Origin of the sequence: Streptomyces sp. NPDC029674, assembly GCF_044903205.1 — a bacterium.
Taxonomy (GTDB): Bacteria; Actinomycetota; Actinomycetes; order Streptomycetales; family Streptomycetaceae; genus Streptomyces.
The window spans coordinates 327,254-340,813 of the sequence record NZ_JBJDPY010000007.1 but is presented as its reverse complement, the minus strand read 5'-3'; the positions used below and the strand labels follow the sequence as shown (position 1 = coordinate 340,813).

General features: G+C 72.2%; 14 protein-coding genes. 9 read left to right on the top strand and 5 right to left on the bottom strand.

Going from position 1 to position 13,560, the window contains the following annotated elements; genetic code table 11:
* Positions 1–276 precede the first annotated feature (276 nt).
* Complete coding sequence (locus tag ACI2L3_RS19570) at positions 277–2,073, bottom strand: AMP-dependent synthetase/ligase (RefSeq protein ID WP_404753595.1); 1,797 nt, start codon at positions 2,071–2,073, stop codon at positions 277–279.
* 297 nt (positions 2,074–2,370) lie between these two features.
* Here ACI2L3_RS19570 and ACI2L3_RS19565 point away from each other — a divergent pair, with 297 nt between their 5' ends.
* The 6 genes from ACI2L3_RS19565 (at position 2,371) to ACI2L3_RS19540 (ending at position 7,354) form a co-directional block, all read left to right on the top strand.
* The gene (locus tag ACI2L3_RS19565; RefSeq protein ID WP_404753594.1) at positions 2,371–3,147 is read left to right on the top strand and encodes a metallophosphoesterase; all 777 of its coding nucleotides are present in this window, start codon (positions 2,371–2,373) and stop codon (positions 3,145–3,147) included.
* Between the two features lie 73 nt (positions 3,148–3,220).
* Positions 3,221–3,661: an SRPBCC family protein gene (locus ACI2L3_RS19560; protein WP_404753593.1), complete on the top strand. Its 441-nt coding sequence runs from the start codon at positions 3,221–3,223 to the stop codon at positions 3,659–3,661.
* 166 nt (positions 3,662–3,827) lie between these two features.
* The gene (locus tag ACI2L3_RS19555; RefSeq protein ID WP_404753592.1) at positions 3,828–5,009 is read left to right on the top strand and encodes an ArsA family ATPase; all 1,182 of its coding nucleotides are present in this window, start codon (positions 3,828–3,830) and stop codon (positions 5,007–5,009) included.
* A gap of 34 nt (positions 5,010–5,043) precedes the next feature.
* Entirely contained in the window at positions 5,044–5,481 is a 438-nt protein-coding gene (locus tag ACI2L3_RS19550) for a DUF5304 domain-containing protein (protein ID WP_404753591.1), read from the top strand.
* A 52-nt stretch (positions 5,482–5,533) separates the two neighbouring features.
* Positions 5,534–6,487, top strand: coding sequence for an ROK family glucokinase (locus ACI2L3_RS19545; RefSeq protein WP_362992499.1), 954 nt, complete (start codon positions 5,534–5,536; stop codon positions 6,485–6,487).
* Positions 6,488–6,589: 102 nt separating this feature from the next.
* Positions 6,590–7,354, top strand: coding sequence for an endonuclease/exonuclease/phosphatase family protein (locus tag ACI2L3_RS19540; protein WP_404753590.1), 765 nt, complete (start codon positions 6,590–6,592; stop codon positions 7,352–7,354).
* A 3-nt stretch (positions 7,355–7,357) separates the two neighbouring features.
* Here ACI2L3_RS19540 and ACI2L3_RS19535 read toward each other — a convergent pair whose 3' ends face one another.
* The 4 genes from ACI2L3_RS19535 to ACI2L3_RS19520 form a co-directional block, all read right to left on the bottom strand.
* Complete coding sequence (locus tag ACI2L3_RS19535; protein ID WP_404753589.1) at positions 7,358–8,335, bottom strand: CU044_5270 family protein; 978 nt, start codon at positions 8,333–8,335, stop codon at positions 7,358–7,360.
* Positions 8,328–8,948: an RNA polymerase sigma factor gene (locus tag ACI2L3_RS19530; protein WP_404753588.1), complete on the bottom strand. Its 621-nt coding sequence runs from the start codon at positions 8,946–8,948 to the stop codon at positions 8,328–8,330. Before ACI2L3_RS19530 ends, ACI2L3_RS19535 begins: the two co-directional genes overlap by 8 nt.
* Positions 8,949–9,136: 188 nt before the next feature.
* Positions 9,137–9,808 carry a hypothetical protein gene (locus ACI2L3_RS19525; protein ID WP_404753587.1) on the bottom strand — a complete coding sequence of 224 codons (672 nt, stop codon included), beginning with the start codon at positions 9,806–9,808 and terminating at the stop codon, positions 9,137–9,139.
* Positions 9,801–10,580: an alpha/beta hydrolase gene (locus ACI2L3_RS19520; protein WP_404753586.1), complete on the bottom strand. Its 780-nt coding sequence runs from the start codon at positions 10,578–10,580 to the stop codon at positions 9,801–9,803. Before ACI2L3_RS19520 ends, ACI2L3_RS19525 begins: the two co-directional genes overlap by 8 nt.
* Before the next feature lie 168 nt (positions 10,581–10,748).
* Here ACI2L3_RS19520 and ACI2L3_RS19515 point away from each other — a divergent pair, with 168 nt between their 5' ends.
* The 3 genes from ACI2L3_RS19515 to ACI2L3_RS19505 are packed head-to-tail and all read left to right on the top strand — an operon-like array spanning position 10,749 to position 13,490.
* A complete protein-coding gene (locus ACI2L3_RS19515) occupies positions 10,749–11,480 on the top strand; it encodes a lysophospholipid acyltransferase family protein (RefSeq protein ID WP_404753585.1) in 732 nt (243 codons plus the stop codon).
* Positions 11,481–11,535: 55 nt separating this feature from the next.
* On the top strand, positions 11,536–12,777 hold the full coding sequence (gene macS / locus ACI2L3_RS19510) for a MacS family sensor histidine kinase (RefSeq protein ID WP_404753584.1): 1,242 nt from the start codon (positions 11,536–11,538) through the stop codon (positions 12,775–12,777).
* A complete protein-coding gene (locus ACI2L3_RS19505) occupies positions 12,774–13,490 on the top strand; it encodes a response regulator (protein WP_404753583.1) in 717 nt (238 codons plus the stop codon). The genes macS and ACI2L3_RS19505 overlap by 4 nt, the downstream gene beginning before the upstream one ends.
* The last annotated feature ends 70 nt before the right edge of the window (positions 13,491–13,560 follow it).

Genomic DNA, 13,560 nt, shown 5'->3' with positions numbered 1-13,560 from the left:
GCCCCTGGAAAGCCGGCTGCGCCGCTTTCAGGGGCGCGTCGTGGGGGAGCGGGGCGCAGCCCCCGCTCCAGGGGCGCGGGGAACTGCGCGAGCAACCACAAGAAACCGAGAGCCGCACATCAAGGCCCGCTGCCACGGCGAGTGGGCGCGGCAGCGACAAGAGGCCGGGGGCGCGCATCAAGACTCGTCCCCACGGCGAGTGGGCGCGGAAACCGCAAGAGGCCGGAGGTCGCGAGGCTAGGGTGCCCGCCACGGCGAGTGGGCGACCCGGTCACGCTACCCGCGGTAAATCGCCTCGATTTCGTCCGCGTAATCCTTCGCCACCACATTCCGCTTCAGCTTCAGCGACGGCGTCAGATGGCCCGACTCCTCCGTGAACTGGGAGGACAGGACACGGAACTTGCGTACGGACTCCGCCTTGGAGACCGCCGCGTTGCCGTCGTCCACCGCGCTCTGGATCGCCGCGAGGAGGTCCGCGTCGTCGCGGAGGGACGCCGCCGTGGAGTCGGAGGGCTTGCCGTGGTCCGCCGCCCAGCGGCCCAGGAACTCGTCGTCGACCGTGACCAGCGCGCCCACGAAGGGGCGGCCGTCGCCGACGACCATGCACTCGGCGACCAGCGCGTGCGCGCGGATGCGGTCCTCGATCACGGCCGGGGCGACGTTCTTGCCGCCCGCGGTGACGATGATCTCCTTCTTGCGGCCGGTGATGCGCAGGTAGCCGTCCTCGTCGAGCGTGCCGATGTCGCCGGTGTGGAACCAGCCGTCGGCGAGGGCCTCTTCGGTGGCGCCCTCGTTGTTCCAGTAGCGCGAGAAGAGGTGTTCGCCGTGGAGCAGCACCTCGCCGTCGTCGGCGATGCGGACGACGGAGCCCGGCAGCGGCTGGCCGACCGTGCCGATCTTCTGGCGGTCCCACGGGTTGAAGGCGGTGGCCGCGCAGGACTCCGTGAGGCCGTACCCCTCGAGGACCGTGAAGCCGATGCCGCGGAAGAAGTGGCCGAGGCGCTCACCGAGCGGGGCGCCGCCGGAGATCGCGTACTCGCCGCGGCCGCCGAGAACGGCCCGCAGTTTGCTGAAGACCAGCTTGTCGAAGATCGCGTGCTTGATCCGCAGACCCAGGGACGGGCCAGACGACGTGTCGAGCGCGCGGCTGTACGCGATGGCCGTGTCCGCCGCCTTGTCGAAGATCTTGCCCTTGCCGTCGGCCTGCGCCTTCGCGCGCGCCGAGTTGTAGACCTTCTCGAAGACGCGCGGCACGCCCAGGATCATGGTCGGCCGGAAGGAGGCCAGCTCGTCCGTGAGGTTCTTGACGTCGGGCGCGTGGCCGAGCTTGATCGGTGCCATCAGCGCGGCGACCTCGACGAGCCGCCCGAAGACGTGCGCGACGGGGAGGAAGAGGAGGACCGAGCACTCGCCCGTGCGGAAGAGGGGCTTCAGCCGCTCCACCACATTGCCGCACTCCGCGAAGAAGCTGCGGTGCGTGAGGACGCAGCCCTTGGGGCGGCCGGTGGTGCCGGAGGTGTAGACGATGGTGGCCGGGTCGTCGGCGCCGGCCACCGCACCGCGCTCGTCGACCGTCGCGTCCGGCACCTCGGCGCCGGTGCGGTGCAGCTCCTCGACGCCGCCCTTGTCGATCTGCCAGATGTTGGTGAGGGCGGGCAGCCGGTCGCGTACGGACTCGACGGCGGCGGCGTGCGCGTCCAGCTCGACGACGCAGGCCACGGCGCCGGAGTCGCCCAGTATCCACTGGATCTGCTCGGCGGAGCTCGTCTCGTAGACGGGCACGGTGACCGCGCCGGCGCTCCAGATGGCGAAGTCGAGGAGCGTCCACTCGTAGCGGGTGCGGGACATCAGGCCGACGCGGTCGCCGGGGCGCACACCGGCGGCGATCAGACCTTTGGCGGTGGCGCGCACATCGGCGAGGAAGGCCTTCGCGGTGACGTCCTGCCAGCGCCCGTCGACCTTGCGGCCGATGACGGCGACATCCGGGTGCTGCGCGGCATTTCTACGGACGATGTCGGTCAGATTGCCGTCCGCAGGGACCTCGTACAGGGCCGGAAGGCTGAACTCGCGCAAGACTGCTGCTCCTACATAGGGCGCCGGCGCCACGACGTTGTGTGCTGCGACGGTGCGGTCCAAGATCGGGCAGGTGCTCGGTCGAGTGGGGGGCCGAGCACTACTGGACTGCCCGGACGTTACCCATGGGTATGGCTGGTTCGGTAGGGGGGCAGGGCCAGATGTTCGGTGCGTCACACGTCGTTCTGTTCTGAATCGCACAGTACGCCACCGTCTTCCTGACTCGGAAGTAACCGCAGGTCGGCCGCGCTCGAGGACCCCTACCGCCGGTCGGGCGGCCGTCCTAGGGTGATCGGCATGCCAGCTTTCCGGGTCAATGTGGTCAGTGACGTGCACGGCAACGCCGAGGGTCTCGCCCGCGCGGGCGACGGCGCGGACGCGCTCGTCTGCCTCGGCGACCTCGTGCTCTTCCTCGACTACGCCGACCACTCGCGCGGCATCTTCCCCGACCTCTTCGGTGCGGCGAACGCGACGCGGCTCGTGGAGCTGCGCACCGCACGCCGCTTCGAGGAGGCGAGGGAATTCGGCCGGAAATTGTGGGGGACCATCGGCAGCGACCGGGGTTCGGCGATCGAGTACGCCGTCCGGAAGCAGTACGCCGAGATGTTCGCGGCCTTCCCCACCCCGACCTACGCCACCTACGGCAATGTCGACATCCCGACCCTCTGGCCCGAGTACGCGCGCCCCGGCACCACCGTCCTCGACGGCGAGCGGATCGAGATCGGCGGCCGCGTCTTCGGCTTCGTCGGCGGCGGCCTGCGCACCCCCATGCGTACGCCCTACGAGATCAGCGACGAGGAGTACGCCGCCAAGATCGAGGCCGTCGGCGAGGTCGACGTCCTGTGCACGCACATCCCGCCGGACGTCCCCGAGCTCCTCTACGACACCGTGGCCCGCCGCTTCGAACGCGGCAGCCGGGCGCTGCTCGACGCCATCCGCAGGACCCGCCCCAAATACGCCCTCTTCGGCCACGTCCACCAGCCCCTGGTCCGGCGCGTGCGCGTCGGCGCCACGGAGTGCGTGAACGTCGGCCACTTCGCCGGGTCGTCCAGGCCCTGGGCCCTGGAGTGGTGACCACGCGGCGCGCGGTAGCCTTCACGCGGTACACACCCCTCTGTCCCGGACCGCATCTGGAGGAGCCACAGCGATGGCGGAACACACCAGCTCGAGCATCATGATCGAGGCGGCACCGGCCGAGGTCATGGGAGTGATCGCCGACTTCGCCCGCTACCCGGACTGGACCGGCGAAGTCAAGGAGGCCGAGGTGCTCGCCACCGACGAGCGCGGCCGCGCCGAGCAGGTCCGCCTCGTCATGGACGCCGGTGCGATCAAGGACGACCAGACGCTCGGCTACACCTGGACCGGTGACGACGAGGTCAGCTGGACCCTCGTCAAGTCCCAGATGCTGCGCTCGCTCGACGGCTCGTACCTCCTGAAGCCCGTCGGCTCCGGCACCCAGGTCACCTACCAGCTCACCGTCGACGTCAAGATCCCCATGCTCGGCATGATCAAGCGCAAGGCCGAGAAGGTCATCATCGACCGAGCACTGGCGGGCCTCAAGAAGCGCGTAGAGTCCGGCCCCGCGTAAGCGAGGGGCAGCCGGGGTGGGAGCGGGGCGCAGCCCCAGCTCCCAGGGGCGCGGGGAACTGCGCGAGCAACCACCCACAACCGCCGGCCGCGAAAGAACCATGCCCCCCCCCACGACGAGTGGGCGCCCCCCGCCCCCGCAACGCGCTGACGTAGCGTTCACTCCTATGCGCACCCTCCTCGTCACCGGCCCCGGCGGCTCCGGCCGGACCACCGTCGCCGCCGCCACCGCGCTCGCCGCGGCGCGCGCCGGACACCGGGTCCTCGTGATCTCCGCCGACCGCGCCGACACCCTCGGCACGGCGCTCGGCACGGCGCTCGGCGCACCGGACGCGCACCCCGGGCTCACCACACGGCGGCTCGACCCCGACGACCACTTCCGGGACGACCTGCTCGCCCTGCAGGAACGTGCCGCGTCCGCACTCGACCTGCTCGGCGCCGAGCGGCTCGACGGCGAGGAGCTGACCCCGCTGCCCGGCGCCGCGGAACTGGCCCTGCTGCGGGCCCTGCGCGACGCCGCCCGCGAGGACGCGTACGACACCGTCGTCGTCGACCTGCCGCCCACCCCCCAGGCCCTCGCGGCCCTCGCGCTCCCCGAGCAGCTCCGCCGCTACCTGCGCCGGCTGCTGCCGCCCGAGCGGCAGGCGGCCCGCGCCCTGCGCCCCATGCTCGGCCGCCTCGCGGGCGTCCCGATGCCCGCCGCCTGGCTGTACGAGACCGCGGCCCGTCGGGAGGACGACCTCGCCGCCGTCCAGCGCGTGCTCGAGGCGCCCACCACCACGGTCCGCCTGGTCGCCGAACCGGGCCCCGCGGGCGCGGACGCCGTGCGCACGGCCGCCACCGGCCTGGCCCTGCACGGCCTGCGCACCGACCTCCTGATCGCCAACCGCGTCCTGCCGGAGGCGAGCTCCGACACCTGGCTGGCCGGCCTCGCCGCCCAGCAGCACAAGACGCTCGACGAGTGGGAGTCGGCGTACGGCCGGGCCGGCAGGGTCCACCGGGTCCCGCACCTCGGCCGCGATCCGCGCGGCGCCGACGACCTCGCCGCCCTCGGCCTGACCGCGCCGGGCCCCGCCCCCGACGCGGTCGCCTGGCCCGTCACCGACGCCCCCGCCGACGACGGAACCGCCCGCTACACATGGCACATCCCGCTGCCCGGCGTCACACGCGACGAGCTCGGCCTGGTCCGGCGCGGCGACGAACTCGTCGTCACCGCGGGACCTTTCCGCCGTATCGTTTCCCTGCCCTCCGCGCTGCGCCGCTGCACTGTCGCCGGGGCCGGGCTGAGTGACGGCGAGCTACGGGTCCGGTTCACGCCGGACCCCGACCTGTGGCCGTCCGGACGGTGAACGCCCTACCGCCGTTCGGGTAACGTCGAGTGGTATGAGCGATGCCACCGGGCGCGAAGCCCCCGAAGCCGACGCCGATGCCTGGGAGCAGGCGTGCGCCGAGGATCTCGCGGCGGAGCAGGCGCGCCGCCGCGCGCAGTACGGCCCGCAGCCCGGCTCGGCGGCCGAGGAGCTGCGCAAGCTCGTCGACGCCGTCTCGGAGAAGCTCTCGGGACTGCAGACGCCACTGCTCGGCGCGGTCGCGCAGGGCGCCGTCGAGCAGACCCTGAAGCAGGTCGTCAGGGAGGCGAAGGCCGTCGTCGAGCCGGTCATCGAGCGCAACCCCGACGTCTTCGACCACCTCGCGGCGGCCGGCTCCGAGCTGCTCGCCGCCTACCGCTCCGCGGTCGAGGGCCAGGAGAGCCGCTGGACCCGCGGCGAGGACCGCGAGGACGACGGTCCCGCGACGGGCGAACACATCGATCTGGACTGACCCCCCTCGGGTACGGTGGGCCGTAGCGGGGCTCGATCGAACTGAGGGATTCATGGGACTCACCATCGGCGTCGACATCGGCGGCACCAAGATCGCGGCCGGAGTGGTCGACGAGGACGGCAACATCCTCTCGACCTTCAAGGTGCCGACCCCTGGTACTTCCGAGGCCATCGTCGACGCGATCGCCTCCGCCGTGGCGGGCGCGCGGGCCGGACACGAGATCGTCGGCGTCGGCATCGGCGCCGCCGGATACGTCAACCGGCAGCGCTCCACGGTCTACTTCGCGCCGAACATCGACTGGCGGCAGGAGCCGCTCAAGGACGAGGTCGAGAAGCGCGTCGGCCTGCCCGTGGTCGTCGAGAACGACGCCAACGCCGCGGCATGGGGCGAGTACAGGTTCGGCGGCGGCAAGGGCCACCGCAACGTCATCTGCATCACGCTCGGCACCGGCCTCGGCGGCGGCATCATCATCGGCAACAAGCTGCGCCGCGGCCACTTCGGCGTGGCCGCCGAGTTCGGCCACATCCGGATGGTGCCGGACGGGCTGCTGTGCGGCTGCGGCTCGCAGGGCTGCTGGGAGCAGTACGCCTCAGGGCGCGCCCTCGTGCGGTACGCGAAGCAGCGCGCCAACGCCACCCCGGAGAACGCCGAGTACCTCCTCTCGCTGGGCGACGGCACCCCCGACGGCATCGAGGGCAAGCACATCTCGATGGCCGCGCGGCAGGGCGACGCCGTCGCCATCGACTCCTACCGCGAGCTGGCCCGCTGGGCGGGCGCCGGCCTCGCCGACCTGGCGTCGCTCTTCGACCCGTCCGCGTTCATCGTCGGCGGCGGCCTCTCGGACGAGGGCGAGCTGGTCCTCGACCCGATCCGCAAGTCCTTCAAGCGCTGGCTCGTCGGCGCCGCCTGGCGCCCCGAGGCCCAGGTCATCGCCGCCCAGCTGGGCAACAAGGCGGGTCTCGTCGGCGCGGCGGACCTGGCGCGGGAGCCCGACCCGGTCATGTGACCCCGCGACGGGGGCGCCGCCGATCGCGCCGCGCACTCGTCCTCAAACGCCGGACAGGCTGAATATCCTCGGCCTGTCCGGCGTTCGCGTATCTTGATCGCCATGCCGACGAGCCCGAGCTCCACGCTCCCCGACTCGCGCACCGAATCCGACGGTTCGGCCGTCATCCGGGTGCTCAGCTACAACATCCGCTCGATGCGTGACGACACCGCCGCACTCGCCCGGACCATCGCCGCCTGCGCCCCCGACCTCGTCCTGATCCAGGAGGCGCCGCGGTTCTTCCGCTGGCGCAAGAAGCTGGCCCGCCTCGCGCGCGCCGCCGACCTGGTGATCCTCTCCGGCGGCGGCAGCGCCGCGGGACCCGCGCTGCTCTGCTCCCTGCGCGCCACGGTCGAGCGCACCGAGGACGTACTGCTGCCGCTCACCCCGGGGCTGCACCGGCGCGGCTTCGCGACCGCCGTCGTCCGCTTCGGCGGCGCCCGCCTCGGCGTCCTGAGCTGCCACCTGAGCCTGCAGACCGACGAGCGGTACGCGCAGGGCGGGATGCTGCTCGACCGGCTCGCCGGGATGGGCGTGGAGCATGCCGTCGCGGGCGGTGACCTCAACGAACGGCCGGGCGGCCGGACGTTCCGCAGGCTCGCCGAGGGGCTCCAGGACTGCTGGGCGGCCGAGCCGTGGGGCGGCGAGCACACCTCGACGCCGGACGACCCGCACCAGCGCATCGACGCGATCTTCGCGACCCGGGGGATCGAGGTCCTGGGCTGCGGCGTGCCGTCGGACCTGCCCGGGGTGACCGGGGCGGACCTGAGGGCGGCCACGGACCACCTTCCGGTCCTGGCCGCCCTCAGGGTTCCCCCCGCCCGGTGAGACCTACGGGCGCTGCCTCACCCTGTCGACGACCGCCCACTCGACGGTGTGCGACAGCTGGACGTACGTCTTCTTTCCGTCGCGCGAGATCCGCTCGTCACGGAAGCCCAGGAATTCATGGGACTTCGCGTCGAAGATGAGGTACCTGCCCTTGAAGTGGCCGGGGTAGGCGATCCCCACACCGGCACGCCCGGCGGAGTCCTCGACCCCTTCGACCGTCTTGACGCCGGGCACGAGCGCCAGCCCTTCGTAGGCCGCGGCGCGCAGCCCTTCGGGCAGTGCCGGCGCCTTCAGGAGCTCGCCGAGCAGGAAGTAGGCCTGCCACCGCTCGTCCTTGGTGAGTTCACTGATCCGCTTGTCGGAGGTGCCCATGGAGACGATGGCGGGGACGAGCTTCCGGGGGTCGGTGGGCAGCTTCTTCAGCTCGTCCCACCTGCGCGGCGGCCACACCCCCTCGCCCTTGCCCAGGGGCTCCTCCCACATGATCTTGCCGAGCTCCATGCTCAGGGAGCGCTGTGAGCCGTCCACCGAGTCCCACATCTCGTCGGTGTAGGTCCTGACCTCGCCGGTCTTCCGTTCCGTCTCCTTGATGATCCGCTTGGAGTAGAGGAACTGGTCGTCGCGGGGCACCACGGTCTGCTTCTCGTGCTCGCGCTCCCAGGCGGCCGCGCCGTTGAGCACCTTCGTCACGGCGACGTTGGCCACGTTCGGGGAGCTGCCGGCGGGCGGCCTGGCCTGCTGTCCTTCGTTCCCGCCGTCGACGGTGACCAGGACGGTCCCGGCCACCGCGGCCGTCACGAGACCGGCGAGGGCGATGCGGAGCACGGGCCGGCGTCCCGGCGGTCGTGCCGCGGCGGGCCGTACCGCCGCGGGCCGTTCGTTCATCGCGGCGAACAGACGGATGCGCGCGCGGTGGCGCGTCTCGTCGTCCAGCGGGGGCGCCCCCGCCTCCCAGCCGCGCAGTTCATCGAGGTCATTCATGGGCGTGTGCCTCCTGGAAAGCTGTCGGATCGGATCCGCCCAGTGCTTCGCGCAATGTGCTGCGAGCCCGGTGCAGCCGTGACCTGACGGTGCCGACGGGCACCCCCAACGCCTGGGCCGCCTCTTCGTAGTTGAGGTCGGCCCACGCCACCAGCAGGACCACGTCGCGGTGCCGGGCGGAGAGCCCGGCCAGGGCCGCCGCCAGGTCGGTGCGGATCCCGGCGGCGCCCGCCCGGGCGACCGCGCGGTCGGCTACCGGCTCCTCGTGCGGCACCGGCGAGGGCACCCGGGCGAGCGCCTTGAAGCGGCGGGCCTCGGCCCTGCGGTGCCGGCCGATGAGGTTGGTCGCGATGCCGAACAGCCAGGGGCGGGCGTCGGCCCGCGCCGGGTCGTACCGGTGGCGCTGCTGGAAGGCGGTGGTGAAGGTGTCCGCCATCAGGTCTTCTGCCGCCTCGGGGCCGAGCCGCCGGGCCGCGTACCGGTACACGGAGTCGGCGTGCCGGTCGAAGAGGACGGCGAACCGCTCGGGCTCGTCCCGGGACCGCTCGATGTACCAGGCGTCGCTCTGCTCGCGCTGCCCCGTTCGAAGGGGGACGCCGGGTTCGACGGTCATCGGGGCTCCTTTCGTTCGTTCGAACGCCTCGAAGGCTTGGGCTTGTTCGGTGGTTCACCTCTCCTTCGCCGGTGGGCCGGATCGGGTTCCATCGGTGTCCGTGACATGCGACATCGGTGTCCGTGACATGCGAAGGGCCCGCCCGGTCGGTGCCGGGCGGGCCCTCGCTTCTCGGTCCGTGGAACTGCTCAGACGACGGCGCCGCGTCCCGGGTCGTCGTCCTCCTCGTCGTCGCCGCTGTTCATCCGCATCACCAGCGTGGCGAAGCCGCCCAGGAAGCCGCCGATGCCGAGCGTGGTCAGCCACCACGTCATCTGCCAGCCGAACAGCACGGCGAGCAGGATGAGCAGCGGGCCGCCGAGCACGGCCAGCCAGGCGAACTTGGCCGTCACGTCCGCCTCCGGCAGCGGCGGCGGCTCGGGCGGCACGAAGTGCCCCTCGTCGTCGGCGTCGAAGTCGTCCTCGGACGGCTCGGGCGCCGTGTAGTCGCGCGGGCCGCCCGCCGGCCCGACTCCGGGCGCGAAGGAGACGGAGCTGCCGAGCGGCTTGTCGGTGCCGGACTTGTCGTCCGGGTTGGGCTCGGCGGGGCTCTTCACCGGGCCGGAGCCGCCGGGGCCGCCGGAGCCGTCCGCGGGGCCGTTCGTCTCCGTCTCCAGGAGCGCCAGGTCCTCCACCGACTTGAACGGCTTGGCGCCCGGCGGGTCCGCGGGCTCCTCGCCGTACCCCGCGACGATCGCCCGCCAGGCGGCGTCCTCGTCCAGGGGCACCCCGTCACCGGGGACGCTGCCCTTCTCCGGGACCTTCCCCGGGATCTTCTCCGGCTCGCGACTGTCCTCGCGGTCCGCCTCGTGCTCAGCCACCGGTGGCCGTCCCTTCCTTGCCGACGCTGGGGGCGAGCCGGGCGATGAACGCGTAACTCTCCTCGAAGATCCGGTCCGCGTCGTAGTCCAACGTCGCGACGTGGTAGCTCTGTTCCAGCAGGATCTCCTTGACGTCCGTGGACGAGACGCGGCCGAGGATCCGGGCCGAGTCGGCGGGCGGCACCACGTGGTCGCGCGGGCTGTGCAGCACCACCAACGGCTGGGTCACCTGCGGCAGTTCCGCGTCGACCAGGCGGAAGAAGCGGACCAGGGAGTGCGCGGAGTGCAGCGGGACCTTGTCGTAGCCGATCTCCACGGAGCCGGGCTTGGCGATGTCGCTCGCGATGCCGTTGGTGGTCCGCACGAAGTGCCGCACGACCGGCAGCGCGTGCGCCGCGACGCCGTGCACCTTGTTCCCCGGATTGACCAGGACGAGGCCGCTGACCGCGTCCCCGTGCCTGGCCGCCAGGCGCAGCGCGAGGGCGCCGCCCATGGAGAGCCCGAAGACGAAGACCCGCTCGCACCGGTCGAGGAGACTCCGCAGCTCGCGCTCCACCTCCGCGTACCAGTCCTGCCAGCCGGTGACCGCCATGTCCTCCCAGCGGGTGCCGTGCCCGGGCAGCAGCGGCAGCGAGACGGTGAGGCCGCGCTCCGCCAGGTACTCGGCCCAGGGGCGCAGCGACTGCGGGGATCCGGTGAAGCCGTGGCAGAGGAGGACGCCGACCTCGCCGCCTTCGTGGCGGTACGGCTCGGCTCCGGGGAGGACCGGCACCTTCGGTCTCCTTCGTGAGATGTGACGAGGGGATTCAAGGGTCGTGAGGAGTACTTCACCGTACGCGACCGGACTGACACCGACCAGGGTCGTCGGGCCCATTGGCCGTACCCCGGGTTAAGGTCTGATCCACAGAAACAGGAGGCACTCGGTTTGATCTACGGCGCAATGAAGGTTGCCATCGGAGGGCCGCTGAAGCTCGGCTTCAGACCCTGGGTGGAGGGCCTTGAGAACGTTCCCGCCGAGGGCCCCGCGATTCTCGCCAGCAACCACCTCTCGTTCTCGGACTCCTTCTTCCTCCCCGCGGTCCTCGACCGCAAGGTCACCTTCATCGCCAAGGCGGAGTACTTCACCTCGCCCGGCGTGAAGGGCAAGCTCACCGCGGCCTTCTTCAAGGGCGTGGGCCAGCTCCCCGTGGACCGCTCCGGCGCGCGCGGCGCGGGCGAGGCGGCCATCAAGAGCGGCATCGAGGTCCTGGAGCGCGGCGAGCTCTTCGGCATCTACCCGGAGGGCACGCGCTCGCCCGACGGGCGCCTCTACCGCGGCAAGCCGGGCGGTCTCGCGCGCGTGGCGCTCGCCACCGGGGCGCCCGTGCTCCCCGTCGCGATGATCGACACGGAGAAGATCCAGCCGCCCGGCAAGGTGGTGCCGAAGCTGATGCGCCCCGGCATCCGGATCGGCAAGCCCCTCGACTTCACGCGCTACCAGGGCATGGAGCAGGACCGCTTCGTGCTGCGCGCGCTGACCGACGAGGTCATGTACGAGATCATGAAGCTCTCCGGCCAGGAGTACGTCGACATGTACGCGACGGCCGCGAAGCGCCAGCTCGCCGACGCGGCGAAGGCCGCCAAGGCGGCGGACGGACACAAGGGCGGGCACAAGGAACGGTCCGGCTCCTAGCCGCGTCCGTTCAGGGGTGGGCACACGGGCGGCGGGGGCACGGGCGGTGGGGGACATGGCCAAGCGCGAGAAAGTCATGCGGATGTCGGTCGAGCAGCCGCTGTGGCGCGCGCTCACCGCCTACCGCGTCCTGACGATGCTGTACGCGATCGGCCTCTTCATGACGGCGCACGAGGAGCTGGACCGGCCCTGGCTGGCCGTCTCCTACTACGCGGTGCTCGCCCCCTGGACCCTCGCCACCCTGCCCCGCGTCGCGAACGCGGCGAGCTGCACCAAGCGGTTCCTCGTCGCGGACCTCACCGTCGCGATCGTGGGCATCCTGCTCACGCCGCTCGCCGACTCGCAGCAGCGGATCGTCGACGGCGGCCCGACGCTGCCCTCCATATGGACCGCGGGCTCCGTCCTCGCCTTCGCGATCAAGGGCGGCTGGCGCTGGGCGGCCTCGGCGTCCCTCCTCGTGGGCGTCGCCAACGTGGTGCAGCGCGGCGCGTTCAGCCGCGACACCCTGCACAACGTCCTGCTGGTCTGCATCGCCTCCATCGCCATCGGCTACGTCGTGGAGCTGGCCCGCGCCTCCGAGCGCACCCTGGCCCGCGCCCTGGAGATAGAGGCCGCGACCCGCGAGCGCGAACGGCTCGCCCGCGACATCCACGACAGCGTCCTCCAGGTCCTCGCCATGGTGCAGCGGCGCGGCACCGCCATCGGCGGCGAAGCCGCGGAGCTCGGCAGGCTCGCGGGCGAGCAGGAGGTCGCGCTGCGGACCCTGGTCGCCGGCGGCATGGTGCCCGCATCGCACGCCTCGGAGGACATCTCGCAGGGCGCCGTCGTCCGCGCCGTCGAGGTGCCGGACGACGAGCCGGACGACACCGCGCCCTGCGACCTGCGCTCGCTCCTCGCCCCGCACGCCGGGGCGAAGGTGACGCTCTCCGAGCCCGGGGCGCCGGTGTTCCTCGTGCCGCCGGCCGCGAAGGAACTGGCGGCCGCCGTCGGCGCGGCCCTGGACAATGTCCGCAGGCACGCCGGCCCGGACGCCAACGCCTGGATCCTGGTCGAGGACGAGCCGGACGGGGTGATCGTCACCGTCAGGGACGACGGCCCCGGCATCCCGGAGGGGCGGCTCGCGGAGGCCGAGGGGGAGGGGCGCATGGGTGTCGCCCTGTCGATCCGGGGGCGGCTGCGGGACATCGGGGGCACGGCCGAGCTGATCTCGGTGCCGGGCCAGGGGACGGAAGTGGAACTGAAAGTGCCGCGCGAAGAGGCGCGGGACACACGGGGGAAGGCAGGAAAGGCGAGATGAACGAGCAGCAGCAAGGGCAGGAACCGGCCACCGCGGGGGACGGGGCGACGGCCGGCACGATCAGGGTCATGGTCGTCGACGACCACCCCATGTGGCGCGACGCCGTCGCCCGTGACCTCGCGGAGGCGGGCCTCGACGTGGTCGCCACCGCGGGCGACGGCGAACAGGCGGTCCGCCGCGCCCAGGCGGTCGCCCCCGACGTGCTCGTCCTCGACCTGAACCTCCCGCTCAAGCCGGGCGTGCAGGTCTGCAAGGAGCTCGTCGGCGCCAACCCGGCGCTGCGCGTCCTGGTCCTCTCCGCGAGCGGCGAGCACGCCGACGTCCTGGAGGCGGTCAAGTCCGGCGCCACCGGCTATCTCCTGAAGTCGGCGTCCACCGAGGAGCTGATCGACGCGGTGCGCCGCACGGCGGTCGGCGACGCCGTCTTCACCCCGGGCCTCGCGGGCCTGGTACTCGGCGAGTACCGCCGGCTGGCCACCGAGCCCGCGGCCGGCACCCCGGACGACCCGAAGGCCCCGCGGCTGACCGACCGCGAGACGGAGGTCCTGCGTCTGGTCGCCAAGGGGCTGAGCTACAAGCAGATCGCCGAGCGCCTGGTCATCTCGCACCGGACCGTGCAGAACCACGTCCAGAACACCCTGGGCAAGCTCCAGCTGCACAACAGGGTGGAGCTCGTCCGGTACGCGATAGAGCGGGGCCTCGACGACGCGTGACCCTCGTACGGGTGAAAAGACGTGATCAACTCCCTTTCACGCCAAAGGAATTGACCGTTCGCACCGTCCC

Coding starts and splice junctions, on each gene's coding strand:
- ACI2L3_RS19535 (WP_404753589.1), bottom strand. CDS start 8,335: ATGAATGACCTCGATGAACTGCGCGGCTGGGAGGCGGGGGCGCCCCCG.
- ACI2L3_RS19550 (WP_404753591.1), top strand. CDS start 5,044: ATGAGCGATGCCACCGGGCGCGAAGCCCCCGAAGCCGACGCCGATGCC.
- macS (WP_404753584.1), top strand. CDS start 11,536: ATGGCCAAGCGCGAGAAAGTCATGCGGATGTCGGTCGAGCAGCCGCTG.
- ACI2L3_RS19530 (WP_404753588.1), bottom strand. CDS start 8,948: ATGACCGTCGAACCCGGCGTCCCCCTTCGAACGGGGCAGCGCGAGCAG.
- ACI2L3_RS19540 (WP_404753590.1), top strand. CDS start 6,590: ATGCCGACGAGCCCGAGCTCCACGCTCCCCGACTCGCGCACCGAATCC.
- ACI2L3_RS19565 (WP_404753594.1), top strand. CDS start 2,371: ATGCCAGCTTTCCGGGTCAATGTGGTCAGTGACGTGCACGGCAACGCC.
- ACI2L3_RS19555 (WP_404753592.1), top strand. CDS start 3,828: ATGCGCACCCTCCTCGTCACCGGCCCCGGCGGCTCCGGCCGGACCACC.
- ACI2L3_RS19505 (WP_404753583.1), top strand. CDS start 12,774: ATGAACGAGCAGCAGCAAGGGCAGGAACCGGCCACCGCGGGGGACGGG.
- ACI2L3_RS19560 (WP_404753593.1), top strand. CDS start 3,221: ATGGCGGAACACACCAGCTCGAGCATCATGATCGAGGCGGCACCGGCC.
- ACI2L3_RS19515 (WP_404753585.1), top strand. CDS start 10,749: ATGAAGGTTGCCATCGGAGGGCCGCTGAAGCTCGGCTTCAGACCCTGG.
- ACI2L3_RS19545 (WP_362992499.1), top strand. CDS start 5,534: ATGGGACTCACCATCGGCGTCGACATCGGCGGCACCAAGATCGCGGCC.